This window comes from Jeotgalibacillus malaysiensis, assembly GCF_044789845.1.
GTDB lineage: Bacteria > Bacillota > Bacilli > Bacillales > Jeotgalibacillaceae > Jeotgalibacillus > Jeotgalibacillus malaysiensis_A.
The window spans coordinates 2,613,299-2,638,607 of record NZ_CP085252.1 but is presented as its reverse complement, the minus strand read 5'-3'; the positions used below and the strand labels follow the sequence as shown (position 1 = coordinate 2,638,607).

Annotated in this window: 23 protein-coding genes; 21 read left to right on the top strand and 2 right to left on the bottom strand. The window is 42.7% G+C overall.

Translation table 11 applies throughout. From position 1 onward, the window contains the following. The first annotated feature begins 2 nt into the window (after positions 1–2). From LG330_RS14075 to LG330_RS14065, 3 genes are read left to right on the top strand one after another with little or no spacing between them, the layout of a single operon-like run. Positions 3–692: an N-acetylmannosamine-6-phosphate 2-epimerase gene (locus LG330_RS14075; RefSeq protein WP_404404838.1), complete on the top strand. Its 690-nt coding sequence runs from the start codon at positions 3–5 to the stop codon at positions 690–692. 14 nt (positions 693–706) lie between these two features. After that, complete coding sequence (locus tag LG330_RS14070; protein WP_404404836.1) at positions 707–1,615, top strand: ROK family protein; 909 nt, start codon at positions 707–709, stop codon at positions 1,613–1,615. 6 nt (positions 1,616–1,621) lie between these two features. After that, entirely contained in the window at positions 1,622–2,476 is an 855-nt protein-coding gene (locus LG330_RS14065) for a MurR/RpiR family transcriptional regulator (RefSeq protein ID WP_404404834.1), read from the top strand. Between the two features lie 22 nt (positions 2,477–2,498). Here LG330_RS14065 and LG330_RS14060 read toward each other — a convergent pair whose 3' ends face one another. Beyond that, positions 2,499–3,125, bottom strand: coding sequence for a YesL family protein (locus LG330_RS14060; protein ID WP_404404832.1), 627 nt, complete (start codon positions 3,123–3,125; stop codon positions 2,499–2,501). A 258-nt stretch (positions 3,126–3,383) separates the two neighbouring features. On the opposite strand from LG330_RS14060, the gene LG330_RS14055 reads away from it, so the two are divergent. From LG330_RS14055 to LG330_RS14040, 4 genes are all read left to right on the top strand, one after another. Then, positions 3,384–4,634 carry an extracellular solute-binding protein gene (locus LG330_RS14055; RefSeq protein ID WP_404404830.1) on the top strand — a complete coding sequence of 417 codons (1,251 nt, stop codon included), beginning with the start codon at positions 3,384–3,386 and terminating at the stop codon, positions 4,632–4,634. A gap of 176 nt (positions 4,635–4,810) precedes the next feature. Then, positions 4,811–5,662, top strand: coding sequence for a carbohydrate ABC transporter permease (locus LG330_RS14050; RefSeq protein WP_404409625.1), 852 nt, complete (start codon positions 4,811–4,813; stop codon positions 5,660–5,662). A gap of 29 nt (positions 5,663–5,691) precedes the next feature. Continuing rightward, complete coding sequence (locus tag LG330_RS14045; protein ID WP_404404828.1) at positions 5,692–6,495, top strand: carbohydrate ABC transporter permease; 804 nt, start codon at positions 5,692–5,694, stop codon at positions 6,493–6,495. A 2-nt stretch (positions 6,496–6,497) separates the two neighbouring features. After that, complete coding sequence (locus LG330_RS14040) at positions 6,498–7,349, top strand: Gfo/Idh/MocA family protein (RefSeq protein WP_404404826.1); 852 nt, start codon at positions 6,498–6,500, stop codon at positions 7,347–7,349. Here the strand turns inward: LG330_RS14040 and LG330_RS14035 are convergent. Continuing rightward, positions 7,319–8,659, bottom strand: a complete 1,341-nt coding sequence (locus LG330_RS14035; protein WP_404404824.1) for a hypothetical protein — start codon at positions 8,657–8,659, stop codon at positions 7,319–7,321. The two genes, LG330_RS14040 and LG330_RS14035, sit on opposite strands and share 31 nt — an antisense overlap. Before the next feature lie 106 nt (positions 8,660–8,765). On the opposite strand from LG330_RS14035, the gene LG330_RS14030 reads away from it, so the two are divergent. The 14 genes from LG330_RS14030 (at position 8,766) to LG330_RS13965 (ending at position 25,141) form a co-directional block, all read left to right on the top strand. Beyond that, positions 8,766–9,782, top strand: coding sequence for an NAD-dependent epimerase/dehydratase family protein (locus LG330_RS14030; protein ID WP_404404822.1), 1,017 nt, complete (start codon positions 8,766–8,768; stop codon positions 9,780–9,782). Then, positions 9,783–10,838 (top strand): dihydrodipicolinate synthase family protein, encoded by a 1,056-nt coding sequence (locus LG330_RS14025; RefSeq protein ID WP_404404820.1) that lies wholly within the window; start codon positions 9,783–9,785, stop codon positions 10,836–10,838. Positions 10,839–10,843: 5 nt separating this feature from the next. Next, a complete protein-coding gene (locus LG330_RS14020) occupies positions 10,844–11,839 on the top strand; it encodes a zinc-binding alcohol dehydrogenase (protein ID WP_404404818.1) in 996 nt (331 codons plus the stop codon). Between the two features lie 16 nt (positions 11,840–11,855). Beyond that, positions 11,856–12,914 (top strand): Gfo/Idh/MocA family protein, encoded by a 1,059-nt coding sequence (locus LG330_RS14015; protein WP_404409623.1) that lies wholly within the window; start codon positions 11,856–11,858, stop codon positions 12,912–12,914. 1 nt (position 12,915) lies between these two features. Next, the gene (locus tag LG330_RS14010; RefSeq protein WP_404404816.1) at positions 12,916–14,493 is read left to right on the top strand and encodes an FAD-dependent oxidoreductase; all 1,578 of its coding nucleotides are present in this window, start codon (positions 12,916–12,918) and stop codon (positions 14,491–14,493) included. Further along, on the top strand, positions 14,490–15,329 hold the full coding sequence (locus LG330_RS14005; protein WP_404404814.1) for a sugar phosphate isomerase/epimerase family protein: 840 nt from the start codon (positions 14,490–14,492) through the stop codon (positions 15,327–15,329). The genes LG330_RS14010 and LG330_RS14005 overlap by 4 nt, the downstream gene beginning before the upstream one ends. A 5-nt stretch (positions 15,330–15,334) precedes the next feature. After that, on the top strand, positions 15,335–15,844 hold the full coding sequence (locus tag LG330_RS14000) for a hypothetical protein (protein WP_404404812.1): 510 nt from the start codon (positions 15,335–15,337) through the stop codon (positions 15,842–15,844). Next, positions 15,841–16,815 carry a Gfo/Idh/MocA family protein gene (locus LG330_RS13995; protein WP_404404810.1) on the top strand — a complete coding sequence of 325 codons (975 nt, stop codon included), beginning with the start codon at positions 15,841–15,843 and terminating at the stop codon, positions 16,813–16,815. The genes LG330_RS14000 and LG330_RS13995 overlap by 4 nt, the downstream gene beginning before the upstream one ends. A gap of 65 nt (positions 16,816–16,880) precedes the next feature. Beyond that, the gene (locus LG330_RS13990; protein ID WP_404404808.1) at positions 16,881–20,519 is read left to right on the top strand and encodes an Ig-like domain-containing protein; all 3,639 of its coding nucleotides are present in this window, start codon (positions 16,881–16,883) and stop codon (positions 20,517–20,519) included. A 70-nt stretch (positions 20,520–20,589) separates the two neighbouring features. Then, positions 20,590–21,240, top strand: a complete 651-nt coding sequence (locus LG330_RS13985) for an SGNH/GDSL hydrolase family protein (RefSeq protein WP_404404806.1) — start codon at positions 20,590–20,592, stop codon at positions 21,238–21,240. Between the two features lie 335 nt (positions 21,241–21,575). Then, positions 21,576–23,186, top strand: a complete 1,611-nt coding sequence (locus LG330_RS13980; protein ID WP_404404804.1) for a gamma-glutamyltransferase family protein — start codon at positions 21,576–21,578, stop codon at positions 23,184–23,186. 36 nt (positions 23,187–23,222) lie between these two features. Continuing rightward, positions 23,223–23,750, top strand: coding sequence for a chromate transporter (locus LG330_RS13975; RefSeq protein WP_404409621.1), 528 nt, complete (start codon positions 23,223–23,225; stop codon positions 23,748–23,750). After that, positions 23,747–24,277 carry a chromate transporter gene (locus tag LG330_RS13970; RefSeq protein WP_041123211.1) on the top strand — a complete coding sequence of 177 codons (531 nt, stop codon included), beginning with the start codon at positions 23,747–23,749 and terminating at the stop codon, positions 24,275–24,277. Before LG330_RS13975 ends, LG330_RS13970 begins: the two co-directional genes overlap by 4 nt. Positions 24,278–24,310: 33 nt before the next feature. Next, a complete protein-coding gene (locus LG330_RS13965; RefSeq protein ID WP_404404802.1) occupies positions 24,311–25,141 on the top strand; it encodes a DUF1028 domain-containing protein in 831 nt (276 codons plus the stop codon). Positions 25,142–25,309 lie beyond the last annotated feature (168 nt).

Genomic DNA, 25,309 nt, shown 5'->3' with positions numbered 1-25,309 from the left:
ACATGACGTATATTATTCCTAACAGAAGTCTGGTAGTCTCATGTCAGGCGCTTCAGGGTGAACCGCTTCACGGATCAGACACAATGGTAAAAATGGCGATTGCAGCAATGCAGGGCGGTGCTGCAGGCATCAGGGCGAACGGCATTGAGGATGTTAAGGCAATCTCAGAAGCTGTTGACCTTCCTGTAATCGGATTGTTGAAAAAAGATTATACCGGGAATGACATTTATATTACCCCAACACTTGAAGATGCACTGCAGATCAGTAAGGCAGGTGCTGATATCGTTGCATTGGACGCTACAGACCGGATGAGGCCCGATGGAAGGTCACTTTCAGAAACAATTGGAATATTAAAATCTAAAGGAATTCTGGTGATGGCTGATATTTCGACTTTTGAGGAAGGAATAAAGGCTGCCTCTTTTGGTGCGGATTTTGTTTCAACCACATTATCAGGATACACACCTTATAGTAAAGCACTGGACGGTCCTGATCTGGAACTCGTCACAAAGCTTGCAAATGTACTTGACGTACCGCTTGTAGCAGAAGGAAGAATTAGCACACCTGACGAAGCAGTATCTGCCTTAAATGCAGGGGCATATTTTGTCGTTGTAGGAGGAGCTATTACACGTCCGCAACAAATTACGAAAAAGTTTACTGAGAAAATTCAGGAACGTCAGGCAAAAATTCTATAAGATGAGGGATTGCCATGCATGCAGTTGGAATTGATGTAGGGGGAACGAACGTCAGGGCGGCAGTCGTTGATAAGAACGGTCAGGTGCTGGATTTAATTAAAGAACCGACTCCGGCCTTTGCACCGGATGTTTTACCTGTGCTGGTAAACTTAATTAATCATTATCTGAAACATGAAAAATATGATATTTCAGCAGCAGGTATCGGACTCTCCGGCGTCATCGATCCTATTACCGGTGTTATAACCGGGGCTGGTGATACAATGCCAGGTTGGCTCGGGACAGAGGTAGGAAAATATTTAAAAGAAAAACTGCCGATCCCTGTAACAATTGATAATGATGTAAATGTTGCGGGATTAGGTGAATTTATCAATAGGAAATTGATAGGGGACCCGGTTCATCAGTTTGTATATTTATCAATCGGAACAGGCCTGGGAGGTGCGATCATTCATAACGGTCGTATTATTTCAGGGAATAACGGCGGTGCCGGAGAAATTGGGCATTCCATACTGTATCCTGATGGGCTTGCCTGTGGCTGTGGTAAAATGGGCTGTGCTGAAAAATATGTTTCAGGAACTGCCTTGAACCGGTTCGCAAAAGAAATCAGTTCAGACTGTCATTCCTATGAACTGCTGAAACTTTATCAAAGCAGGGATGCTAAAGCAGTGCGGCTCATCAGACAGTTTTTAAGAGATTTGGGGACAGTTATGATCAATATTCAGGCGTATTTTGACCCGGAAGAAATCATTATCGGTGGGGGATTATCATCAGCGTTTTATCTGATGAAAGCTGATCTTAACCGGATTCTGTCTTCTTTAGGTCACCAGCAGGAAGTGAACTGGTCAATCGCTGCAGATGGAGAAAATATAGGAGTGATCGGAGCAGCTTATTTATCTGAAACTGCTGATCACTCGCAAATGAGGTGAAAATGGATGGCTGATAAGCCGGATATTAAATTATTAATTAAAAGTTATGCAAATTCATTTACAAAAACTGAAAAGAAAATCGCAGATTATATCATGAATAATATTCAGGAAGCGGTTTACCTTTCAGTCACTGATATGGCTGAAAAAGCGGATGTTGGTGAAACCACTGTGCTGCGTTTCTGCCGTAAGTTAAATTTTAAAGGCTTTCAGGACTTTAAAATCTCACTGGCAAGAACATCAAGCGCTGGATCAGATCGATCGGGTGAAGATGAACATGGATTTGCGGGTGACAAAGAAAAAATGGTTAGTCATGTCATTAAAACGCATCTTGAAGTGATAAAAGACACTAGTCAATATGCAGATACGGAGTCAATTGAGAAAGTGGTCCAATTTATTGTGGAATCTGATAAAATCAGCTTTTTTGGAGTTGGAACGTCAGGCCTTGTATCAGCTCAGGCTGCACACACTTTTTTACGAATTGGTAAACCTTCTGAAGCTGTACAGGACTGTCATTTTCAGGCGATGGCTGCCAGTATGCTCTCAGAAAAAGATACTGCTTTTGGGATATCAGTATCAGGAGAAACGAAAGATACGATAGATCACCTGAAAATCGCTAAAGCACGCGGAGCTCGGATTGTAGCCATGACAAGCAGTGCAAGATCTGCCATTACAAAAATAGCGGATATTACGCTTCTGGTTGCAGGGAAAGAAAATCCGTTGCATGGAAGCTCAATTACTTCAATTATGTCACAGCTCTCAGTTATAGATGTGTTATATAATGGCGTCCTTGAAAAAACAAAAGATACAGCGCTGGAAGTAAGGGAACGGACAGCACGTGCGGTATCAGATAAACAGTCATAAGTAAAAAAGCAGTCATCCATTTTTAAGCGGATAGCTGCTTTTTTCGTTTGTTTTGTATTTGATGTAATGATTGTCCAGTCAGATAAGTAATAATCAATGCCATTACACTGCCTGTGAAAAGGGGAATTACCCCCGGTAACAGCGTAATTAAAAAACCGAGTGCAATTGCGCTTAATAAAATGATCACGTACTGAAATGGAGAGGCAATCGTGATTAGAAAGGTCTGCTTCAAGTACTGCCAAAATGAAAGCTCGAAATGAACATATACAGGAAAGAAAAAAGCGAGCATGGCAGTGAAAATGACAGCCATCAGCCCGATAACAGGGAGAAGGTAAACCCCTAGCTGATCATTTGAGTAGATAAACATAAAGTCAATATAAATAATATAAGCAATGATACCAAAAATGACCCCATATAGATTAGCTTTTACAATTTGCTGAAAGTAAACATGTGCAAACTGTTTAAAGACTTTTAAAGAAAGGTCTTTTTCAACCAGCCACTTTTTCGCAACAGTAAACATGGCCACGGTGGCTGGAAACAACCCGAAAATACCAAGTCCCATCAAAGTGAAAAGTATCCAGAGGATATTCAGATATGCTGCTCTGATCATCCAATAAGCAGCTTTATTAAATGTCTCCCATCCATTCATTTCCCCGCCTCCCTATAGTCCTTACTATAAAAGACTTGAATCTCCCTGCCAATAAGAAAATAACAGGAATGGTATTTAAAGACCAATTAAAGACTTGTCTTTTGGAGAAATAAACCGTAATGTAATTATTAATTGGAGGATATCTTTTGTGCTTGTCAGAAAATTTAGATATATTTAAAATTTTTTTAATGCTTTTATTAACAAAAGTGGCATAATGATTCCTTCCAAAAAACAGGTGAAAAGTGAGGGGTTAAAAGAATGAAAAAGACGTGGATTTGGCTGCCTGTACTAAGTTTGGCTCTAGCAGCTTGCAGTCAGGAAGATGGATCAGATGATGCAAGTTCAAACAGCGATGGTGACATGTCAGGTGAAATTACAGTGTGGGTTCACCCGTATACAGGGGATGCTGAAAGTGAAGGGGCAATGTGGGATGAGATTGTTGCAGATTACGAGTCAGAACACGGAGTGACGGTAAACCTTGAAACAATTCCCTGGGCCAACAGAGATCAGAAGATTCTGACTGCTTTGGCAGCTAATAATGGGCCAGATGTATTCTACGCGATCCCTGATCAGATGCCGCAATATGCCGATGTAGGTATGCTGCTCGAACTTGATTCTTATCTTGGAGATTACGATCTTGAAAACTTTGTAGAAAGTTCTCTTGTTTCTGTACAGTGGCAGGACAAAACATACGGGCTTCCAATTCTTCAGGAAGCTTATACATTATTTTATAACACAGACATCGTAGAAGAAATTGGTGAAGACCCTGAAAACCTCCCTGAAACATGGGAAGAATTCACGGCCTGGTCTGAAAAGGCTGTTGAGGCAGGTTATTATGCTCACAGTTTCCAGGGTGGAGGATCAATGAACGGGACCCTATATCCTTACTTATGGCAGGCTGGCGGGGAAGTGCTGACAGCGGATGACGAAGTGAAAATCAATGAACCTGAGGCAGTTGAAGCCTTTGAATTAATTAATACTATGTATCAGGATGGGTGGATTCCTGAAGATTCAATTACAGCAATGGCGCATAATGAACAGTGGTTCAATGGAGAAATTATGGCGATTACAGGATCAGGTAATACGTTAAGCCTCTTTGAAAGTGAAGGCTATGAAAGCTTCGCGATGGCAGCGCCGTTAACGAACCAGGAGCAGGTAACATACGGAACAACCGGAATGTTTGTTGCACCAAGTAATACTGATAATCCGGAAGCAGCTGCTGAATTTATTAAACACGTGACAAACGAAGAAAATCAGCGGAGATTTAATACTGTTACTAAGTATATTCCTACACGTGAAGCAGCAAAAGACATCTTTGATGGCCAGCCGCACCTTGAACAAATTGCTTCTTACACGCAATATGCGTTACCTGGAGTGATTCATCCAAAAGGCAGAGATATCATGCCTTCTATCCAGGCAGAGCTTCAGTCAATGATGGCAGGTGAAAAATCGCCTCAGGAAGCAGCAGATGCAGCAGCCGAAGCAATCGAAAATGTGCTGGCTCAGTAAACATTAAATAGAGAGTAAAGAGCCCGGGGCGTGCATTTCATGACGCCCTCTGTTCTTTCCTTCAACAGATTTGAGGGGTGAAATTTATGGAAGAGACAGCAAGAGCGTCAGTTTCAAAAAAGTCAGATTCACAACCGATTGGATTAAGGTTGAAAAAGCATTGGGGAAAGTATGGGATGGTCTACATATTCTTAGTGCCGATTCTCATACATTTTCTGATTTTTCAGGTCTTCCCTTTTGCCTTCAGTCTTGTACTGACTTTTATGGACTGGCGATTTATCGGGGAGTCTGAATTTGTCGGTTTAAAACACTGGATTAACTTTTTTAGTGACACACTTGCCCATAAAGCGATTTGGAACACGGTTTTATTTTCGCTGTACTACATTATACCCACGATGGCATTAGGACTTATCTTAGCACTGACGATCAATTCAGGCATTAGATTTGCAGGGATTTTTAAGGGAATCTTCTTTCTCCCGGTTGTTACCTCATTTGTGATCATCGCAGGTATCTGGGGATGGATTTTTCAGGGGACTGAATCAGGACTTGTCAACTCAATATTAGGTGTATTTGGTATAGAGTCACAATTATTTTTGTCCAGTTCAGGTCAGGCACTTATGGTACTCGCAGCTCTAAGTATTTTGAAAGTAAGCGGCAGTACGATGATTTATTATTTTGCAGGTCTCCAGTCTATTCCATCACAGCTTTACGAAGCGGCTAAAATCGACGGGGCAGGTCCTGTACGAATATTTTGGAGCATTACTTTTCCGCTGCTGAAGCCGATTCATTTTTATGTAGCCATTATCACCACTATCGGATCGTTTCAGATTTTTGATTCCACTTTCCTTCTTACAGGAGGAGGACCGAATTATTCAACAACAACAATTGTTTATTACTTGTACCAGCAAGGCTTTGCTTCATTAAACCTTAGCTATGCAGCTGTATTATCGTATATTTTGTTCTTCATTATTTTGATCATTTCGCTCATTCAGCGTAAATATATCGGAAAAGACAGTTCAATTTACTGATTGTTGAGGAAAGGAGATGAGCGATTACCATGAAAAAAATTATTGCATATGCAAGTGTAACCTTCTTTGCAGCGTGTTTTCTCTTACCTTTTATTATTATGCTCTTCGGCTCTTTAAGAGATATGCAGTACGCCTTATTAAGTCCGGCGTATTGGTTTTCCGATCAGCTCACGCTTGATAACTACCGCTATGTTTTAAGTGACGGAATTTTTCTCAGATGGATTTTCAACTCAGTTGTTATTACAGTCATACCAGTATTCAGCCAGATGTTTTTCTGTACAGTTCTGGGATACATCTTTGCAAAAAAGGTATTCCCTGGACGTGAGGTCATATTCTGGGTGTTTATGGCTGTCGTCATGATACCACAGCAGCTGCTGATTATTCCAAAATATATCATGTTTTCAAATTTCGGCTGGATCAATAGCTATGAAGCATTAATTGTACCTGAGATATGGGGCATCATGGGTGTGTTTTTAATCCGTCAATACCTCCAGAATATACCAAATGATTTCGAAGAGGCAGCTAAAATTGACGGTGCAGGGGATTTTAAGATTTTCATGAAAATCATTTTTCCGCTCGCGATTCCCGTTGTGGCAACTGTTGGTACGTTCTCATTCATTGCAAACTGGAATGATTTGTTTCAACCGCTGATCTATATGACACAGGAAAACATGTTTCCTGTAACAGTTGGTCTTGCCTCGCTTCTCGGGAAAGAGGGTCATTTTGGTATTGAAATGGCTGGATCTGCGATTTCCTTTATCCCGACATTCTTGATTTTCTTATTTTTCCAGCGTTATTTCACAGAGGGCATTCAGCTATCGGGGTTAAAATAAATATGTTAAAAGTTGGCATCATTGGACTGGATACTTCACATATTTCTCCATTTGCTAAAGCGATCAATCATGAACGTGACGTCATGATATCATCTGTATTTCCTTGTACCACTGAGGATTTCCGTTTTGCTGCTGATAAAATACCTGATAATCTTTCACTGCTTAAAGATCGCTACGGGGTAAAGCAAGCTCGTTCGCTGGATGATTTAATCAATCATAGTGATGTGATCTGGCTTGAAACAGCAGATGCCAGGTATCGTCTCAGTCAGTTCATGGAGATCGCAGATGCAGGAAAACCGGTTTATATTAACAAGCCTTTAGCCTTATCACTAAAGGAAGCAGATAATTTGCTTGAGCTGGCTGAACAAAAGCATGTTCCAGTGATGAGCAGTTCAGCATTAAGGTTTGCAAAAGAATTAAATGCTGACCAGAATAACCTGGTCTCAGCAGCATGCTTTGGACCGATTGAGTGGCAGGAAACACAGAACGGATATTTCTGGTACGGTATTCACTTAGTTGACATGCTGCACGGCATAACGGGCGCAAAGATAAAAGAAGTCTCATTCAACGGTTATGATAATCAGCATAAGTTTCATTTAAAGGATACAGAAGGCAGAACCCATTTTGTGACCTTTCATCAGGATAATTACCAATTTGAAGCAACTGTTAATTATCCTGATGATAAGTGTCACACGGTCATTGGAAGTAATCTGTTTGATGGCTTAATAGAAAGGCTAATTGAGTTCACCAAATCAGGAAAGTCACCTTTATCTCATGATCAGATGCTTGATACCATACGGATTACGGAAGCATTAAATCAAGCTCAGTTGTCTTCGGTAAAGGTTAGACTGTAAATTCTTCTCGGCCTTCCTTTATAAGTAAGCTTTTCTTCACCGATAATCCTTACAAGATCAGCATCCATCCACTTTAAAAGGATGCGATGTGCGCTTCGGACTGTGATGTTAAGAGTTTGAGCGAGTTCCTGCGCTGTATAATCCGTTTTTTTATGCCGGGTAACACGTGCCATCAGTTTTTTCATGTAAGCGGCTGACATACCTGCCTGCTCTGCACGTTCCAGGAAATCATGATCTGTAATAGACAGCTCATACTGCTCGTAATCATTTAAGTGTGAAACTTCAACCGGTCCAACAACGCTCCGGTTTTCGCGGACAATGTAACAGGCGTTTCCACCGACATCCTTAGATTGTTTTAAAGCAAGTCGTGCATGGTTTCCAGCGTCAGCAGCTGACTGTCCGAAACCGATTCCGATACTCGCGCTGAATCCAGTCTGCTTTTTAATAGAATGAAGCAGTGGGATATATTTGTAACCACGTGTCTCACTTTCAAATATCCCGCGTGTAGTAATAAATAAATATTCATCCCCAATCGTTAAAAAATGACTGTCCAGCTGTTTAGCATAGTCTAAAAGTAATTCCTGGGTTTTCAGCTTTAAAAGCTGTATGTCATGTTCAGAGCGGTAAGAGTGTATCACCTGCCGGAATGAATCAATGTTAATCAGCATAAAAACAATCTGTGTCTCTTTATTTTTTCTGGTGTCAGTCGAAAGAAGTGCGCGTTCTAAAGAGACAATAAAATCCTGTCTGGTAGGTCTGATCAATTGGACGTTATATCCTGCCCGCTCCATATTGGATGCAACTTCAGTAATGCCGGTAATGACAGTGCCGCCATTCTCATCGAGAAACAGCTGATGATGTTTGATTACTTCATTCGTCTGCTGCAGATGATCTGAAGAAATATATTTTTGTGACTCAATTGAAAGACTGAGATCTCCAAGTACTTGTTCAACATATTCTTTTTCAACGGTATCAACCGTTAATGCGAGTGGTGAAAACTTATGTGATGCGAGCAGGATTGCCCGGTATAAACCGGTGCCTGAAGGTGAAACAACATGAACAGGGATATTAAACCTCAAATGCTGCTTCGCTTCAAGATAATGCTGCCATTCTAAAAATAAGATAACGGCTGAGCTGCTCAATAGCTCTTCTGTATATTTCAGAATTTCGTCAATATGATTTGCTTCTTTAAACTCAGGTATGAAGCTTGGAAATGTTTTAAGTACAGGTTTTAACTCTTGAAAATGATGTTGAGGACCGATGATACCGATTGGAATTCGGGAATCACCGGGAGCTTGATAGACAGTCATCATTTACCCACCTTTTTAGACTCTATTAAAAGACATGTCTTTTAATAGATTAAATCTTCAAATAATTTGTGTCAATTTACATATTTCCTTAAGGGAGGAATTAGAAATGAAAACAATTGAACAGCTTGAGATGTTTATGACGGAACCTTCAGAAGCACTAATAGAGGATTTTAAGAAGCTGGATGGGGATTTACTGATAATTGGCGTGGGAGGCAAGATGGGACCGACGCTCGCAAAAATGGCAAAGAGAGCGTTTAACGAAATCGGCAGCAGCCAACGGGTGATCGGGGTATCAAGGTTTTCTAATCATTTACTGAAAGAGGAACTTGAGCTGCATGGAGTTGAAACAATTTCCTGTGATTTATTAGATGATGAGGCCCTTCAGAATCTTCCTGATGCCAGAAATGTCATGTATATGGCTGGTAACAAATTTGGAACTACCGGAAATGAGCATTTTACATGGGCAATGAATGCTTATATTCCGGGAAGGGTTGCTGAAAAATACAAAAATTCAAGAATGGTTGCTTTTTCAACAGGAAATGTATATCCGTTAACAGATATCGCTCAAAACGGCTGTGATGAATCACACCCTGTTAACCCGGTCGGAGAATATGCGCAGTCCTGCCTGGGAAGAGAGCGTGTACTCACTCACTTTTCGCACAAAAATCAAACAGAGATGCTGATATTCAGACTTAATTATGCGATTGACCTTCGCTACGGCGTTCTGCTCGAAATTGCAAATCAGGTATACAGAGAGCAGCCTGTTGATCTGACTATGGGGAACGTCAATGTCATCTGGCAGGGAGATGCCAATGAATACGCCCTCAGGTCTCTGCTTCATACTGAAAGTCCAGCGAAGATCCTGAATGTCACAGGGCCTGAAACATTATCAACCAGATGGATTGCAGAACAGTTTGCTGCGAGGTTCGGAAAAACATTGAGCTTTATTTCAGAGGAGTCAAACAAGGCACTTTTGAACAATGCTTCTGAATCACACAAGCTTTTTGGCTATCCGCGTGTCTCTGTGAAGGAGATGATTGATTTAATCGCTGACTGGGTTAGTGATGGAGGCTATACATTAAATAAACCGACACACTTCCAGGAAAGAGAAGGAGCGTTTTAAATGATCTCAAAAAAAATCAAACAAAAGCTATTGGATGGGACAGTGATTCCCGCCCATCCGCTTGCATTAAACGAAGATAAAACGCTTGATGAAAATGGTCAGCGTGCATTGACCCGCTATTATATTGAAGCAGGAGCCGGCGGTGTTGCAGTTGGTGTTCATACAACACAGTTTGAAATCAGAGATCCCGAATTTAACCTGTATGAAAAAGTGCTGGGACTTGCGATGGAAGAGATCGAAACAGCGGGGATTACACAAGATTTTATCAAGGTTGCCGGTCTCGCAGGAAATACTGAGCAGGCTGTAAAAGAAGCGATGTTTGCAGCGGATAAAGGATATGATCTCGGGCTTTTAAGTATGGGGGGACTGAATGACTGGAGTGAAGAAGAATTGCTCGATCGCGCAGGGAAAGTAGCAGCTATCATTCCGTTATTCGGCTTCTATCTTCAGCCGGCTGTCGGTGGCAGAAGACTCAGCTATCACTTTTGGAAAGCATTCGCTGAAATACCAAATGTCCATGCGATCAAAATCGCACCATTTGACCGTTACTGTACGCTTGATGTCGTCAGAGCGGTAGCAGCTTCAACGCGGAATGATCAGATTGCGCTCTACACAGGCAATGACGATAATATTGTAGCTGATTTACTAACAAATTATAAAATACAAACTGATCAGGGCGTGGTTGAAAAGCAGATCGTTGGCGGGTTACTTGGTCACTGGTCTGTATGGACCAAAAAAGCAGTCGAATTATTTGAACAGGTACAACAGGATAGAAAACAAGGTCATATCTCATCTGATTTGCTTATTGCAGGTCAGGAAGTAACGGATGCAAATGCAGCTTTCTTTGATTCTGCAAACCAATTTAAAGGCAGTATCGCAGGGATTAATGAAGTGCTCAGCAGGCAGGGGCTGCTAAAAGGTAACTGGTGCCTGATGGACCATGAGAGACTCAGTCCGGGACAGTCAGAAGAAATTGAACGGATCTTTTCACAATATCCTCATTTGAGTGACGATGAGTTTGTCAGTGCGAATGTAAACAGGTGGCGGCAGGGGTGAAATCTATGATGAAGAAAGTGACTGCAAGAAATGGCCGGGCTGAGCTGGTGACAGCTGAAATCCCTTTATTAAAAGAAGGATATATTCTGATCAAAACACAATTTTCCGCTATATCTGCCGGAACTGAGAAAACAATTATTCAGATCAGTAAGGAAAACCCGATTGATCTGGGCTATAGTGCAATGGGTGTGGTAACAGAATCTATTGCTCCGGGGTTTGAACCTGGAGACCGGGTGGCCTGTTACGGTGCTCCTTATGTTGGACATAGAGAGTGGCTCAGCGTCCCGGCTACACTTTGTGCGAAAGTACCTGATAATGTTTCTTCTGAAGCAGCGTCACTGTGTGGAATAGGGGCAATTGCCATTCATGCATTAAGAACGGCATCATTGCAATTTGGCGAAACGGTTGCAGTTGTCGGGCTTGGCCCTTTAGGAAGATTAATCGCCCAAATAGCTGATGCCGCTTCATATCATGTCATTGGCTGCGACTTGAGCAGAAAACGTGCAGATTCACTCAGAGAGCTTGGGATTATAGCTGAGACCGGATTGGAGGAAGTTGAATCCAGCATTATGTCTGAAACTGGCGGGAATGGTGCTGATGCAGTATTGCTATGTACCGGAGGAAAAAAAACGTCATTGACTGGTGAAAGTATACAGTGGGTCAGGGATAAGGGCAAGGTGGTCATTGTAGGGGACGTTGAGCCTGATTTCCCCCGTTCAGTTATGTTCCGGAAAGAAGCTCAGATTCTGATTTCCCGTGCAGGCGGACCCGGAAGATATGACCCAGTTTATGAAAAAGAAGCAGTCGACTACCCGTATGGATATGTACGGTGGACTGAGGGAAGGAATATTGCTGAATTTCTTCGGCTCGTATCCGTTGGAAAGATTGATGTATCTGCATTTCACCAGGAAAAACGGAAGCTGAATGAAACAGCGGAAGCATTTCAGGATATCTTTAATCCGGAAGATGCACTCACCTATATTATTGATTATAGAGCCTAAAAGAGAGAGGAAGACGATTCTAATGGTAAAAGTAGGCGTAATCGGACTTGGTTCAATTTCAGATTTTCATCTTAAATCTTATCATGATGATGGACGTGCAGAGATTGTCGCTCTTGCTGATATGAATGAGCAGCGGCTCAAAGAAAAAGGTGCACAATACAATGTATCAGCACTCTATACGGAGATTGATGGACTCCTTTCAGATACGAACGTTGAAGCCGTAAGCATTTGCACCTGGAATAATACACATGCAGACCTGGCAGTTAAAGCACTTCATGCGGGAAAGCATGTATTGGTTGAAAAGCCGCTTTCCATTACGACAGAAGAAGCGCTGGGTGTTCAGAAAGCCCAGAGACAAACGGGTAAGATTGTTCAGGTAGGTTTTGTCCGCAGACACGCTAACAACGCGAAATGGCTGAAAGACTTTATTGAAACTGATGGACTTGGCGAGATCTACTATGCAAAAGCGAGTTGTTTGCGCCGCCTTGGCAATCCGGGAGGCTGGTTCAGTGATAAAACACGATCAGGTGGTGGACCTCTGATTGATCTCGGTGTACATATGATCGATATTTGCTGGTATCTAATGGGCAGACCAAAGCCGGTGTCTGTATCAGGAAATGCTTATTATAAGCTTGGTAACCGTAGCAACATTAAGCATCTTGATTTTTATAAAGCAGCTGACTATGATCCAACCGTTAACTCAGTTGAAGACCTGACTAATGCGATGATCCGCTTTGAAAATGGTGCAAGTCTGCTAGTCGATGTCAGCTTTACCTTACACGCAAAGAAAGATGAACTAAGCTGCCAGCTTTATGGTGATAAAGGCGGTGCAGAGCTCGAACCGGCGTTGAAAGTAATGACAGAAGTCAACGATATGATTTTTAATATGGATCCGCAAATTGATCATCCGGGTCTTGATATGTTTGAAGCGTTTCAAAGTGAGATTTCACATTTTGTAGACGTGATTGAAAATGGTGCAGAACAAATCGCTCCGGTTGAAGATGGTGTTGAAGTGATGAAAATGCTGAATGCGATCTATCAATCTGCAAAAGAAGGAAGAGAGGTCCTGCTTTAATATGAATCAGCTAACAGTAGATTTAATCATTATTGGAGGCGGTCTTGGAGGTACTGCAGCTGCAATCGCTGCATGTGCTAAAGGTCTGCGCGTCTATATGTCAGAACCGACTGACTGGATTGGCGGGCAGGTAACTTCCCAGGGAGTACCACCTGATGAACACCAGTGGATTGAAGAGTTTGGAAGAACTCTACGCTACCGTGAATACAGAGAATCAGTTCGTTCCACTTATAAAAAAATCATGAATGTAACAGCTGAAGAAAAGCACTTAAATCCCGGCAATGGACTTGTAAGCAATATTTGTCACGACCCGAGAGTATCACTTCAGGTACTGAAGGAAATGATATTACCTTATCAGCTTACTGGTCTTCTGACTGTAGACTACAAGACAGCACCGGCTGAGACAGAACGTACAGGCAGAATGCTGCAATCAGTTGTGTTTCGTCATGTCGAAACAGACAAGTATACACAGGTATCCGGCAAATATGTGATTGATGCAAGTGAAGAGGGAGACCTTCTGCCACTTGCAGGTATGAACTATGTAACCGGCGCTGAAGCAAAGTCAGAAACAGGTGAAGAGCATGCAAGAGATGTGGCAGACCCGAAAGATATTCAGGCTTTTACATATGTACTTGGAATCGAGTATCGAGACGGTGAAGATCACACAATTGAAAAACCGGAAATGTATGATTTTTGGAAGTCTTTCAAACCCGATTTCTGGCCTGATCAGTATTTAAGTTTTTATGCACCCCATCCACAAACAAAAGAAAAACGAACTTATACGCTTTTTAAAGAAGAAAACGGATTTCCATTATGGAATTACCGGCGGATTCTGCATACCGGCTCATTTGCGCAGATAGAACATGCAGGTGAAGTCACGTTAATGAACTGGCCAATGAATGATTACTTTCTTGGAAATGTGTATGAAGTATCAGAGGAAGAGCGGAAGAAACATGACTATCAGGCAAAGCAGCTTAGCCTTTCTCTTCTTTATTGGATGCAAACGGAACTTGAGCGTGCTGACGGAAAGAAAGGTTATCCAGGTCTAATGCTCAGAAAAGATATTTTTGAGACAAGGGACGGACTTGCTAAAGCACCTTATATCAGAGAATCAAGAAGAATTAAAGCAGAATATACCGTCACTGAAGACGATGTGTCTCCCCGTGTCCAGCCAAACCAAAGCGGAAAACAGTATGAAGATTCAGTTGGTGTTGGTTCATATAGTATTGATCTGCACCCGAGTATTGGAGGCAGGAATTACCTTGATATTCCCGCTCTTCCATTTCATATTCCACTTGGCGCGCTGATTCCTGCAGATATGGATAATGTGATTGCCGGCAGTAAAAACATTGGCACGACTCATATTACAAATGGTTGTTACAGGCTGCACCCGGTTGAGTGGAACATAGGTGAATCCGCTGGTGAACTGGCTGCTTTTTGTATCCGCACAGGTCATACACCAAAAGAGGTAAGGAATGATCAATCACTTCTGGCATCTTTTCAACAGACGCTTCAGAATTCCGGGGTGGAACTGGAATGGCCGGAAAGTTTTTATGAGAAACGGAGGCCGGAAGTATGAAAGTCAGTGTAAGTATGTACAGCCTGGCAAGTACGATAAAGGAAGAACAATGGGGCATTATAGATTTTCTTGACTATGCCAGGGAAATTGGACTTGATGGCGTTGAACTGCTGGATTTCTATTGGACTGATAAAGAAAGAGAAATTCCTGAAGTAAATCACTACCTTGAACAGCATGGTCTGATTGTCTCAGCCTATGATGTATCAAATGATTTTGTGAAGTCTGACGCTGAAGAACGCAAGGCTGAAATCCAAAAGGTCATAGACGCCATTTATACAGCTAAAGATCTCGGTACGAATATTGTCCGTACATTTTGTGGCGATGTAAAGCAGGGTGAAACATTTAAAGACGGTGAAAAGTGGATTGTTGAAGGTCTCAGGGAAGCGGCCAAAGTAGCTGAAAAGGAAGAGGTTTATCTTGCTGTTGAGAACCATGGACTGCTTGCTGGTAAAAGTGAACAGGTTGCAAAAATGATCAAAGAAGTAAACAGCCCTTATGTAACTTCAACATTTGATACAGGTAATTTTCTTCTTGTTCATGAAGAACCGGAGGATGCTTTTGACCGGTTAAAGTCTTCAATCAGCCATGTGCATTTTAAGGATTTCCGTGAAAAAGAAGTGGGGGAACAGCTGACTGGTTTTAAATCAGTAAAAGGAGTTGAGCTGATTGGAGTAGTACCCGGAGACGGTCAGGTAAATCTTCAAAAGATTGTACAGGGGCTTAAAGACAATGGATATCAGGACTTTCTCTCAATTGAATATGAAGGTTTTGATGATGCGAAGGAAGCGAATAAAGAAGCAGTCAGCCGTCTGCGTGATCTGATTGGAAAGGTGTGAGTGTGATGACAGGCATGATTTCCTCTGAGCAGGCAAAGTGGTCAGAGGTTCAGGGATCCGGACAGCTCATAAGTCCACTATCAACTTATCCGGTTTTTATAAAAGCAAAGTCAGCGATTGCAGAGGAAAAAAGCAAAAAAGGCGTGTTCAGAATCAGACGCATTCTGCCTGAAGCGAAAGATCCAGTAACAGTAGCTGCTGTTGATCTGCTGACGCTTGAGAAAATATTTGGGAAAGTTAATAAATGCTTTATGAAAAGACATGACGAACATCTGATTATTTCTGTGTTATTTGAAGAAGGTACGATCATGCACGCTGATTATACTTTTGGCCGTCCATTTCATTTTGAATTGGAATGGAGTGGTCAGGAGAAAATCATTACATTTAATAGCGATGTGAACCGGGCTTTTAGTAATGAAAATGGAATTCTCGAAGCGTGTACATCTGTAAAGTCTGATCAACATCCGGGCTTTACTGTTCATGAAGTAAATCAAATGGTGGAGTTGATGTCATGAAAATTGGAATGATGAGTTTTGCACATATGCATGCATACAGTTATGCAGATGCATTGAAAAAGCAGGGCGTTGACATAAGTGCAATTTTTGATGATGACAGCAGCCGTGTCGTGAAGCTGGAAAGAGAATTTGGAATACAGGTGGACAGGACATATGAAGCGTTTTTTTCAAAAGAGATAGACGCTGTGATTGTTTGTTCTGAAAATAGCCGGCACCTTGAAATGGTTCAGTATGCTGCCAGGAATAAAAAACACATTTTGTGCGAGAAGCCGCTCGCGTTGTCATTAAATGACTGCAGAACAATGATCAATATCTGCAAAGAACATCATGTCCTGTTACAGACTGCTTTTCCGGTTCGCTTTAATTCAGTGATACGTAATTTGAAAGAGCAGATTGATCATGGAGATTTAGGAGATATTATTGCATTTCGAACGACTAATCGCGGTCAGAACCCGGGTGGATGGTTTATTGATCCTAGTAAAGCAGGTGGCGGAGCTGTTCTGGATCACACTGTACATATGGTAGACATCATGCGATGGTTTACCGGCAGTGAGGTGAAAGAAGTACAGGCTTTTGTTGATACGATCTATCATGAAAGTGAAATTGATGATACCGGACTGCTGACGTTTGAATTTGAAAATGGGGTAATTGCCTCACACGATGCCAGCTGGTCGCGTTATCCTGATTACCCGACATGGGGAGATGTAACAATTGAAGTAATTGGAACGAAAAAAACGGTCCGTGCAGATGCGTTTGGTGAGCATTTATCAGTATTTCATAAAAATAAATCACAAAATCTTACTTACGATTTTGTGGGACAGGATATGGATTACGGACTGATTTCAGACTTTATTGAGTCTGTCCGCAACCTTCGCAGCCCTTCTATCACAGGAGAAGACGGTTTACGCGCTGTAGAGGCAGCACTCATGGCGTATGAATCAGCAAAAAAATCCGAAACGGTAAGGAAGTAGAGTGAAGCGCTATTTCAAGGACACCAGCATATGAATCCAACACCATAAAAGGAGAGGAAACAATCGTGAATATATCTTTACAGGTTTCCAGTAAACAGATCACTGCTATTCTATTGGCTTTTCTGCTCATATTGTCATTTGGAGTTTTTACAGCAAAAGCAGACAGTATTCCGGGTTATTTCTCAGAACCTGAAGACCTTGGTGAATTTGTAACAAATGCTGGTACGTTGGATAGCGCATATGGAATTGAAGATGGCAGAGAGGTTTTATATACGACTGTAACGGGGGATCCCGCATTATTCAGTATAATTGACCTTCAGACAAACGAGTTAATAAGCGAAATACCACTAACAGGAGGCGGTCAGACCTGGGGACATGTAGTGGACGGAAATGGTCTCGTCTATATTACAAGTGGAAGAAATCTGTTTGTCTATGATCCTGCTGTCAAACAGGTAGAGAACTTGGGAAATCCTCCAGGCTCTTCAACGATTTATGGTCTTGCTGTGGATGAAAATAATGTAGTCTATGGCGGAACATACCCGACTGGTCAGGTATTTAAATATGATCCTGTAGAAGGTGAAATCGAACTCTACGAAGCTTTCGGAACAAACCGCCAATATGTACAGGATGTAGCTTATTATGATGGCAATCTCTTTGCTGGTACTGCAACAGTTGGAGGTCTGTTTAAAATGGATCCTGAAACAGGTGAGAGAGTATACATTCCTTTTCCTGAAGAAACAGGGTATACAGAAAATGATGCACCAGGTCTTTTCAGAATGCAGGCTGTAAACGAATTTCTCTTTATTCACATGTCATCTACTCCGAATCTTGGACTGATTTATGACATGAAAAATGATGAATGGGTTGAAGTGATTGAAAATTACCGCAGTATGTATGTTACACCTGAGATTGATGGAAAAACCTATTATATTGCAGAAAATAAATTTGTAGAATTTGATCTCTCCACAAAAGTGTCTACCCCAACCGACATTGCATATGGTCTTTATTTCAGACATGGTACATGGATTGAAGTTGAGGGAGATCCAGAACTACCGGGAAAAACACTTGCCACAATTGCAAGCGGGAGTGTAAAGCTCATCAACTTTGAAACTGGTGTGATAAAAGATCGAGCGCCAGTCGTGAGTGGGACACCAATCTCCGTTCAGGCAATGGAATTTGGTCCGGATGGTCTTCTGTATATGGGTGGTTATCATGGCTCATCAGGTACAAGGTATAATATTGAGACCGGTGAGACTGAGAGATTCAGCATGGGCCAGACTGAAGGGATGACACCATATGGTGATAAAATGATGTTTGGCGTATATGCAGGTGCACAAATCTATGAACTGGATCCTGCATTGCCGATCAGTGAAAATAATCCTTATAAAATCCATGACATTGAAGAAGATCAGGACAGACCTTTTGCAATGACAACAGGGGATGGATATTTATTTGCAGGTACGATTTCAAAAGGCGGTACTTATGGAGGCGCTATCTCGATTTTTGATGGAGTAAATTGGGATACTCATAGAAATGTCGTAGAGGACCAAAGTGTGATGGGTCTCGCATATCAGGATGGTAAGTTATTTGGTTCAACGACGATTTGGAACGGGCTTGGTATCGAGCCAAAAGCAACAGAAGCAAAAATGTTCGTATGGGATGTTGAAAACGATGAAAAAATTGCAGAGTTTGTTCCTGATATTCAATTAGCAGATGGTCAAAAGCCAAAAGCGATTGGAAGCCTGTCAGCGGGGCCTGATGGAAATATATGGGGTGCTGCTTATGGAACAATATTTGCATTAGACCCTGATACTTATGAAGTCGTAAAACAAAAAGAAATCATTTCAACTAACTGGAATTTTTCTCACCTATGGAGTCCAGTGAAGTTGCGTTGGGAAGGGTCTCTTCTTTATACCACCCTGGGCAGTCAAATAGTTGTGATTGATACAGATACAATGGAGCATCAATCATTTCCGGGTACCCGTACAAATCTGATGGTAATTGGAGATGATGGACACATCTATTACAGCGAAGCGTCAATGCTCAAACGGATTCGCGTAGTAGATGACGTAAATGCACCTGTCCAGACTGAAATTGATATTAAGAACGCAGATTTTGAAATGGAAGTAACAGATGGCGTGATTCCTGGCTGGAGACCCTTTATAGAGCAGGAAAATACGTCTCTGGAAATTTCAGGAGATTTCTCCTTATCAGGTAATCAGAGTTTAAGAATGCTTGATCAGTCCACATCAAAGATTGCAACACTCGAATCAGATCTGTTTTCAGTGACACCGGGTCAAAAATACACAATTGGTGTCAGCTACTATTTATCTGATCCTCCTGAAAATCCTGCCGGAGGAAACTTTTCATCAAACCGCAGCCTTATGCAGGTCAGGTATTATGATGAAAATAAAGAGCTTATTCAGTATACAAGCGGTCTGGGGACAGAATTGCTTGGACCCCTGCATCAGTGGCAGGTCAAAGAGTTCAGTGTAACGCCGATCGAAGAAGCAGCATATATGACTGTTCATCTTGGAGGAAGCACCAACTGGGTATCAAATGTCTATTATGATGATGTTTATGTGTCTACTGAAGCCGCACCTGAGGTTGTGAGTATTGGAGATATAGAGCCGATTACAGTAGCATACGGCACAACAGCAGAGCAGCTCAATCTCCCATCATCAGTGCGGGGAGTTTTGAGTAACGGAAATGAAATAGATATGAATATTGAATGGGAGATCAGCAATTCAGATTACGATGCAACCACACCGGGCAATAATGTGATATACGGTGAACCGGTTCTGCCGGAGGGCATTATGAACCAGGAAGCGTTAAAGGCTTCAGTAGAAATCACTGTACTTGAAAAACAGTTCGGGCTATTCAAAAAATATTATTTGATTGAAAATGCAGATTTTGAAAAAGGATATCTGGATGGTGAAATCCCTGGCTGGAGAGTGGTTGCCGAGAAAGATCATACTTCCCTTGAACTGACAGATTCAATTTCAAGGTCAGGAGAGTACAGCTTAAGCTTAAAGGATGCCACAACTGTTGGTTTTGCTGCACTTGAGTCATCAATGATCCCTGTTGTACCGGGGAAAGAATACACTGCAGGCGCAAGTTTTTACTTGGATCAGCCTCTTATAAATCCTGAAACAGGTACTGCTTTTTCTTCAAGTCGATCACTTTTTCAGGTTCGCTACTATGATGAAAATAAAGAGTTTATTAATCTGACACGCGGGCTTGGTATCATCTTTGATGGGAAACTTGGTGAGTGGAGAAACGATGAATTTACTGTAACACCTCCTGAGGGTGCCGCATTCATGGTGGTTCACCTAGCAAGTAATGAAGCGTATGTTTCTAATGTCTACTATGACAACGTGTACGTTTATTCAATGGAAGAAACAGAAGTGAATTCCGTCGAAAAACCTGAAGCAGTCTATGTTAAGCATAAAACACCGCTGGATGATGTAGAGCTGCCGCCGGTCGTAACAGTAACGCTGAACGATCAGGACTATCAGCTTGAAGTACCGGTGGTCTGGAACAAGGAGCAATCTGACTATCACGACAAGAAAAAAGGAACATATACCATAATCGGAGAGCTGCAATTGCCAGAGGGAATCAACAATACCGCTAATTATACAAGTGAAATAGAAGTACATGTAACGCACAAAAATGGGAAGTTACATCCCGGCAGAGGAAATTAATAGGCCATAGTGTTAAGAGAGTTCTATTATTAGAGCTCTCTTTCCCTGTGAAGATACGAGGTGCATACGGTTGAAAATCATCGTAATAGGAGACAGCAATACAAAAGGTGAGATGCTGGGGAGTAAAAATTGGACCACACTTTTATCCGGGTTGACGGGTATAGAAGTTGTCAATGAAGGGGTGAATGGTCACACGACTGAAGATGCAAGAATCAGGTTAACCAATGGAGAAATAAACTTAAATGGTGATGCGGTATTTATCATGTTTGGTACAAATGATGCTGTCATGACAGAAAAGAATAAACCAAAAGTCAGCTTGAGCAGATATAGAGAGAATTTGTTGTACTTTATTAACCTTATTCGTCAAACTTCCAAGAAGCCGGTCCTTATGACGGTCATCCCTTTAATAGAAGGAAGCGGTGGGGATGGGTATTATCTTTCGAGACATCATACCTCATTCTTTAAGGATATCTCTCCACGTGATTGGGTAGATCAATATAATGATATTGTTAGAGAAATTTCAGATACGGAACGAGTACAATTGATTGATGTATGGCAGTATTTTTTGAAAAAGTCCGGAGCAGAGCATGATCCTGATCCTGATAAGTACCTGATACAATCCGGCATGATTGACAGCAGCGGAACACATCTTACAGCTGAAGGGGCTCGGGAATTGTATACTGTCGTTAGTCACTCTTTAAATGCTAAAAAACGAATTTGATTCTATTTCAGCTAGGTGGGGGGAGACGCCGGATGCTTTAAGTTAAGCATCCGGCGTTTTTTGTTGAACGTACTTTGCTTGAACGACATGTTTCTTTGATTGAAGGGCCTATGCTTGTCATCGAAGTAGCGATACACCCGGCTTGAAGTAGGTATATGCTACGTTGAGTGTCATGAAAGTACAATTAAGTGACATATCAGCCTCATTCATCGTTTTTAGTAGACCCGTGACAGACCCGCTTCTACCCTTTTTAAATCAAAACTAGAATTTTCCCTCAATTTAGACTATAATAAAACGCATTGGTTCGTATTTCGAAATAAAAGGAGTGTACATAGATGACAACAGATTACTTATATCATCCATTTTCATCACAGAGAAATACGGTTTTTGCAAAGCGTGGAATGGTGGCGACGAGCCAGCCGCTTGCTGCGCAGGCAGGGCTTGAGATTTTGCAGCAGGGAGGCAATGCGATTGATGCTGCAATTGCAACAGCTGCAGCACTGACTGTTGTGGAGCCAACTTCAAACGGGATTGGCGGCGATGCGTTCGCACTTGTTTGGACGAAAAATAAATTGCACGGGCTGAATGCGAGTGGACCTGCACCGCAGTCTATTTCAATAGAAGAAATGAAGAAGCGCGGCTATGAAAAGATGCCTGTGTTTGGCGTGGAGCCGGTGACTGTACCCGGTGTGCCGGCTGCGTGGGCTGAGCTTTCTGAAAAGCATGGTAAACTTCCTTTTGAAAAGCTGATGGCACCAGCGATCCGTTTGGCTGAAGAGGGCTACCCGGTATCACCGATTCTCGGGAAGTACTGGAAGTCTGCGGTTGAGAAATTCAAAGAGATTTTCAAGGATGACGTATATAAACCATGGTTTGATACGTTCACACCTGAGGGCCGTGCACCTGAAATTGGTGAGATGTGGTCATCAAAAGGACATGCTGAGACGTTAAAAGAAATTGCTGAAACAAAGTCGGAAAGCTTTTACAGCGGACAGTTAGCTGATAAAATTGATGCTTATATGAAGGAGCACGGCGGGTATTTATCAAAAGAGGACCTTGCAGCGTTCAAGCCTGAATGGGTTGACCCTGTGTCTGTGAATTACCGCGGCTATGATGTGTGGGAAATCCCGCCGAACGGTCAGGGGATGATTGCACTGATGGCGCTGAATATCGCGCAGGGGTTTGACTTTGATGAATTCCAGAGTGCAGATACATATCACAAGCAGATTGAAGCGATGAAGCTTGCGTTTACAGATGGAAAAGCATTCATTACAGAGCCTGAGGATATGCCGATTTCAACTGAAGAGCTTTTATCAAAAGAGTATGCGGATAAACGCCGGGAAGTGATCGGTGAAAAGGCAATTGATCCTGAGCCAATGGAGCTTCCTAAAGGCGGAACGGTTTATCTGGCTGCTGCAGATGATGAAGGAAATATGATTTCATATATTCAGAGTAACTATATGGGATTTGGCTCGGGCGTTGTTGTGCCGGGAACTGGGATCGGACTTCAAAACAGAGGGCATGATTTCAGTCTGGATGCTGAACATCCGAACGCGCTGAAGCCTGGAAAACGGACGTATCATACGATTATTCCTGGATTCCTTACTAAAGACGGTGAAGCAGTCGGTCCATTTGGTGTCATGGGTGGTTATATGCAGCCGCAGGGTCATTTCCAGGTTGCTGTGAATACGATTGATTTTCACTTGAATCCGCAGGCAGCGCTTGATGCACCGAGATGGCAGTGGATCAATGGAAAAACGGTTCACGTGGAGCCGCACTTCCCGAACCATTTAGCGCAGGCGCTTGTAAGAAAAGGACATACGATTCAGGTAACAACAGACGGCGGATCTTTTGGACGCGGACAGATTATCTGGCGCGATCCAAAGACTGGCGTGTTAAAAGGCGGAACAGAATCCCGTACAGACGGACAAATTGCAGCGTGGTGATGACAATTGGCTAAAAATAAACAGGGCGGTCTGTTCATGGGATTTTTCAGAGTCGGTATCTTCGGATTTGGGGGCGGACCGTCATCGATTCCACTCGTTCATAAGGAAGTAGTGGAACATTATAAATGGATGAGCGACGAGGAATTTTCAGATGTACTTGCGCTCGGCAATGCAATGCCGGGACCGATTGCAACAAAAATGGCTGGTTATATCGGCTACCGTGTCGGCGGCATACTGGGCATGATCAATGCAGTCTTCGCAACAACTTTTCCTACAGTAGTCGCAATGATTGTCATGCTGATGGCTTTAAATGCATATCGTGACGTCGCCTGGGTAAACGGCATGTCACAGGCAGTTGTACCGGTGGTTGGCGTCATGCTTGCCGTGCTGACATGGGATTTTATGGAAAAATCCAAAACTGCGCTCGGCTGGGGCATTGCGATTGCGCTGATTATAGGAAGCCTGTTATTGCTTGAAGTGGCGGATGTGCACCCGGCGATTCTCATTTTGGGCATTCTGCTTTATGCACTGATTTTTGGCGGGAAGCGGGGTGCTAAAGCATGATTTACTGGGAAATCTTTTTGGCGTTTTTTATACCCGGAATCCTTGGTTATGGAGGCGGTCCGGCGTCTATTCCACTTGTTGAAAATGAAGTGGTTGACCGCTATGGCTGGATGACGACACAGGAATTTTCAGAAGTGCTCGCACTCGGTAACTCACTGCCAGGCCCGATCGCAACAAAAATGGCAGGCTATATCGGTTATGCAGAAGGCGGCATTTTAGGAGCAGGGGTAGCGCTTTTTGCAACGATCGCCCCATCATTAATTCTGATGATTGTTCTGCTCGGACTGATAATGAAATATAAGGATTCACCCCGAGTGAAAAAAATGTCCACACTTGTGCGACCGACAATTGCCGTGCTTTTAGGCGTGATGACGTGGGGATTTTTCGCGGATGCGATTGAAGCGACCGGGACAGTACAAACTGTCGTACTTGCAGTGATCAGTTTTGTTTTACTCGAGCGGTTCAAGGTGCATCCTGCATTTGTGATCGCCGGCGCACTGGTTTACGGGGCGGTTTTCTTAGGGTAAATATAAGCATCTTGATGTAAGGGAGTGCTGAAAATGACATATTCAATCGTGGGTTATGATCCGGTAGAAAAAGAGTGGGGCGTTGCAACGCAGTCGAAATTTTTGGCAGTAGGTGCTGTTGTGCCACATGCTGTTGCAGGCGTCGGGGCAGTGGCGACACAGTCCTATGCGAATACAGCATACGGACCTGAAGCAATGACGTTTATTATGGCTGGTAAAACGGCTGAAGAAACGCTTGAGCTTTTAACAAAAGATGATGAAGACCGTGCATACAGACAGGTCGGCATCATTGATAACCAGGGTAATGCAGCTACATACACTGGAGAAGAGTGCTACGACTGGGCAGGCGGAATGACCGGAAAACATTTTGCTGTGCAGGGCAATGTGCTGGTAGAAGGCACCGTGGAATCAATGGCACGAGCCTACGAAAACGCAGAAGGTCAGCCGCTCGCTGACAGACTGCTCGCTGCACTAGCAGCTGGTCAGGCTGCCGGCGGAGACTCGCGTGGTCAGCAATCCGCTGCGCTTTTAGTTGTAAAAGAAAAGGGTGGTTATGGAGGTCATAACGACCGCTATATTGACCTGCGTGTCGATGATCATACAACCCCTGTTGATGAACTGATCCGGATTTACAGGCTTCATCAGCTGTACTTTGCAGAGTCTAAAAAAGAATATATTATGCCAATTGAAGGCGAAGTGGAGAAAAAACTTGAACTCCAGCTTGTGCGCCTCGGCTATCTAAAAGATGGCATGTCAATTGAAAAAGCACTTAAAAACTATCTTCACACAGAAAACTTCGAAATGCGTCAGCAGGCTGAAGGATATGTGGATATGGAAGTCGTTGAATATATGGAGCGTACTTAAACCGGGCTGGGGCCCGGTTTTTGTTTTGGGGTGGGGGTAGAAGCGGGTCTGTCCCGGGTCTACCTTATCGAGAACGTAGATCCGGGACAGACCCGCCTCTACAAGCCGCAACTCCCGCCACACTCACCAAACCCCATCCCTCCATTTCTTGTATATCCCCCCTGTAAG

Bases quoted from the DNA above. Each gene is read 5' to 3' on its own strand.
- LG330_RS14075 (WP_404404838.1), top strand. From the start codon at position 3: ATGACGTATATTATTCCTAACAGAAGTCTGGTAGTCTCATGTCAGGCG.
- LG330_RS14070 (WP_404404836.1), top strand. From the start codon at position 707: ATGCATGCAGTTGGAATTGATGTAGGGGGAACGAACGTCAGGGCGGCA.
- LG330_RS14065 (WP_404404834.1), top strand. From the start codon at position 1,622: ATGGCTGATAAGCCGGATATTAAATTATTAATTAAAAGTTATGCAAAT.
- LG330_RS14060 (WP_404404832.1), bottom strand. From the start codon at position 3,125: ATGAATGGATGGGAGACATTTAATAAAGCTGCTTATTGGATGATCAGA.
- LG330_RS14055 (WP_404404830.1), top strand. From the start codon at position 3,384: ATGAAAAAGACGTGGATTTGGCTGCCTGTACTAAGTTTGGCTCTAGCA.
- LG330_RS14050 (WP_404409625.1), top strand. From the start codon at position 4,811: ATGGTCTACATATTCTTAGTGCCGATTCTCATACATTTTCTGATTTTT.
- LG330_RS14045 (WP_404404828.1), top strand. From the start codon at position 5,692: ATGAAAAAAATTATTGCATATGCAAGTGTAACCTTCTTTGCAGCGTGT.
- LG330_RS14040 (WP_404404826.1), top strand. From the start codon at position 6,498: ATGTTAAAAGTTGGCATCATTGGACTGGATACTTCACATATTTCTCCA.
- LG330_RS14035 (WP_404404824.1), bottom strand. From the start codon at position 8,659: ATGACTGTCTATCAAGCTCCCGGTGATTCCCGAATTCCAATCGGTATC.
- LG330_RS14030 (WP_404404822.1), top strand. From the start codon at position 8,766: ATGAAAACAATTGAACAGCTTGAGATGTTTATGACGGAACCTTCAGAA.
- LG330_RS14025 (WP_404404820.1), top strand. From the start codon at position 9,783: ATGATCTCAAAAAAAATCAAACAAAAGCTATTGGATGGGACAGTGATT.
- LG330_RS14020 (WP_404404818.1), top strand. From the start codon at position 10,844: ATGATGAAGAAAGTGACTGCAAGAAATGGCCGGGCTGAGCTGGTGACA.
- LG330_RS14010 (WP_404404816.1), top strand. From the start codon at position 12,916: ATGAATCAGCTAACAGTAGATTTAATCATTATTGGAGGCGGTCTTGGA.
- LG330_RS14005 (WP_404404814.1), top strand. From the start codon at position 14,490: ATGAAAGTCAGTGTAAGTATGTACAGCCTGGCAAGTACGATAAAGGAA.
- LG330_RS14000 (WP_404404812.1), top strand. From the start codon at position 15,335: ATGACAGGCATGATTTCCTCTGAGCAGGCAAAGTGGTCAGAGGTTCAG.
- LG330_RS13995 (WP_404404810.1), top strand. From the start codon at position 15,841: ATGAAAATTGGAATGATGAGTTTTGCACATATGCATGCATACAGTTAT.
- LG330_RS13980 (WP_404404804.1), top strand. From the start codon at position 21,576: ATGACAACAGATTACTTATATCATCCATTTTCATCACAGAGAAATACG.
- LG330_RS13975 (WP_404409621.1), top strand. From the start codon at position 23,223: ATGGGATTTTTCAGAGTCGGTATCTTCGGATTTGGGGGCGGACCGTCA.
- LG330_RS13970 (WP_041123211.1), top strand. From the start codon at position 23,747: ATGATTTACTGGGAAATCTTTTTGGCGTTTTTTATACCCGGAATCCTT.
- LG330_RS13965 (WP_404404802.1), top strand. From the start codon at position 24,311: ATGACATATTCAATCGTGGGTTATGATCCGGTAGAAAAAGAGTGGGGC.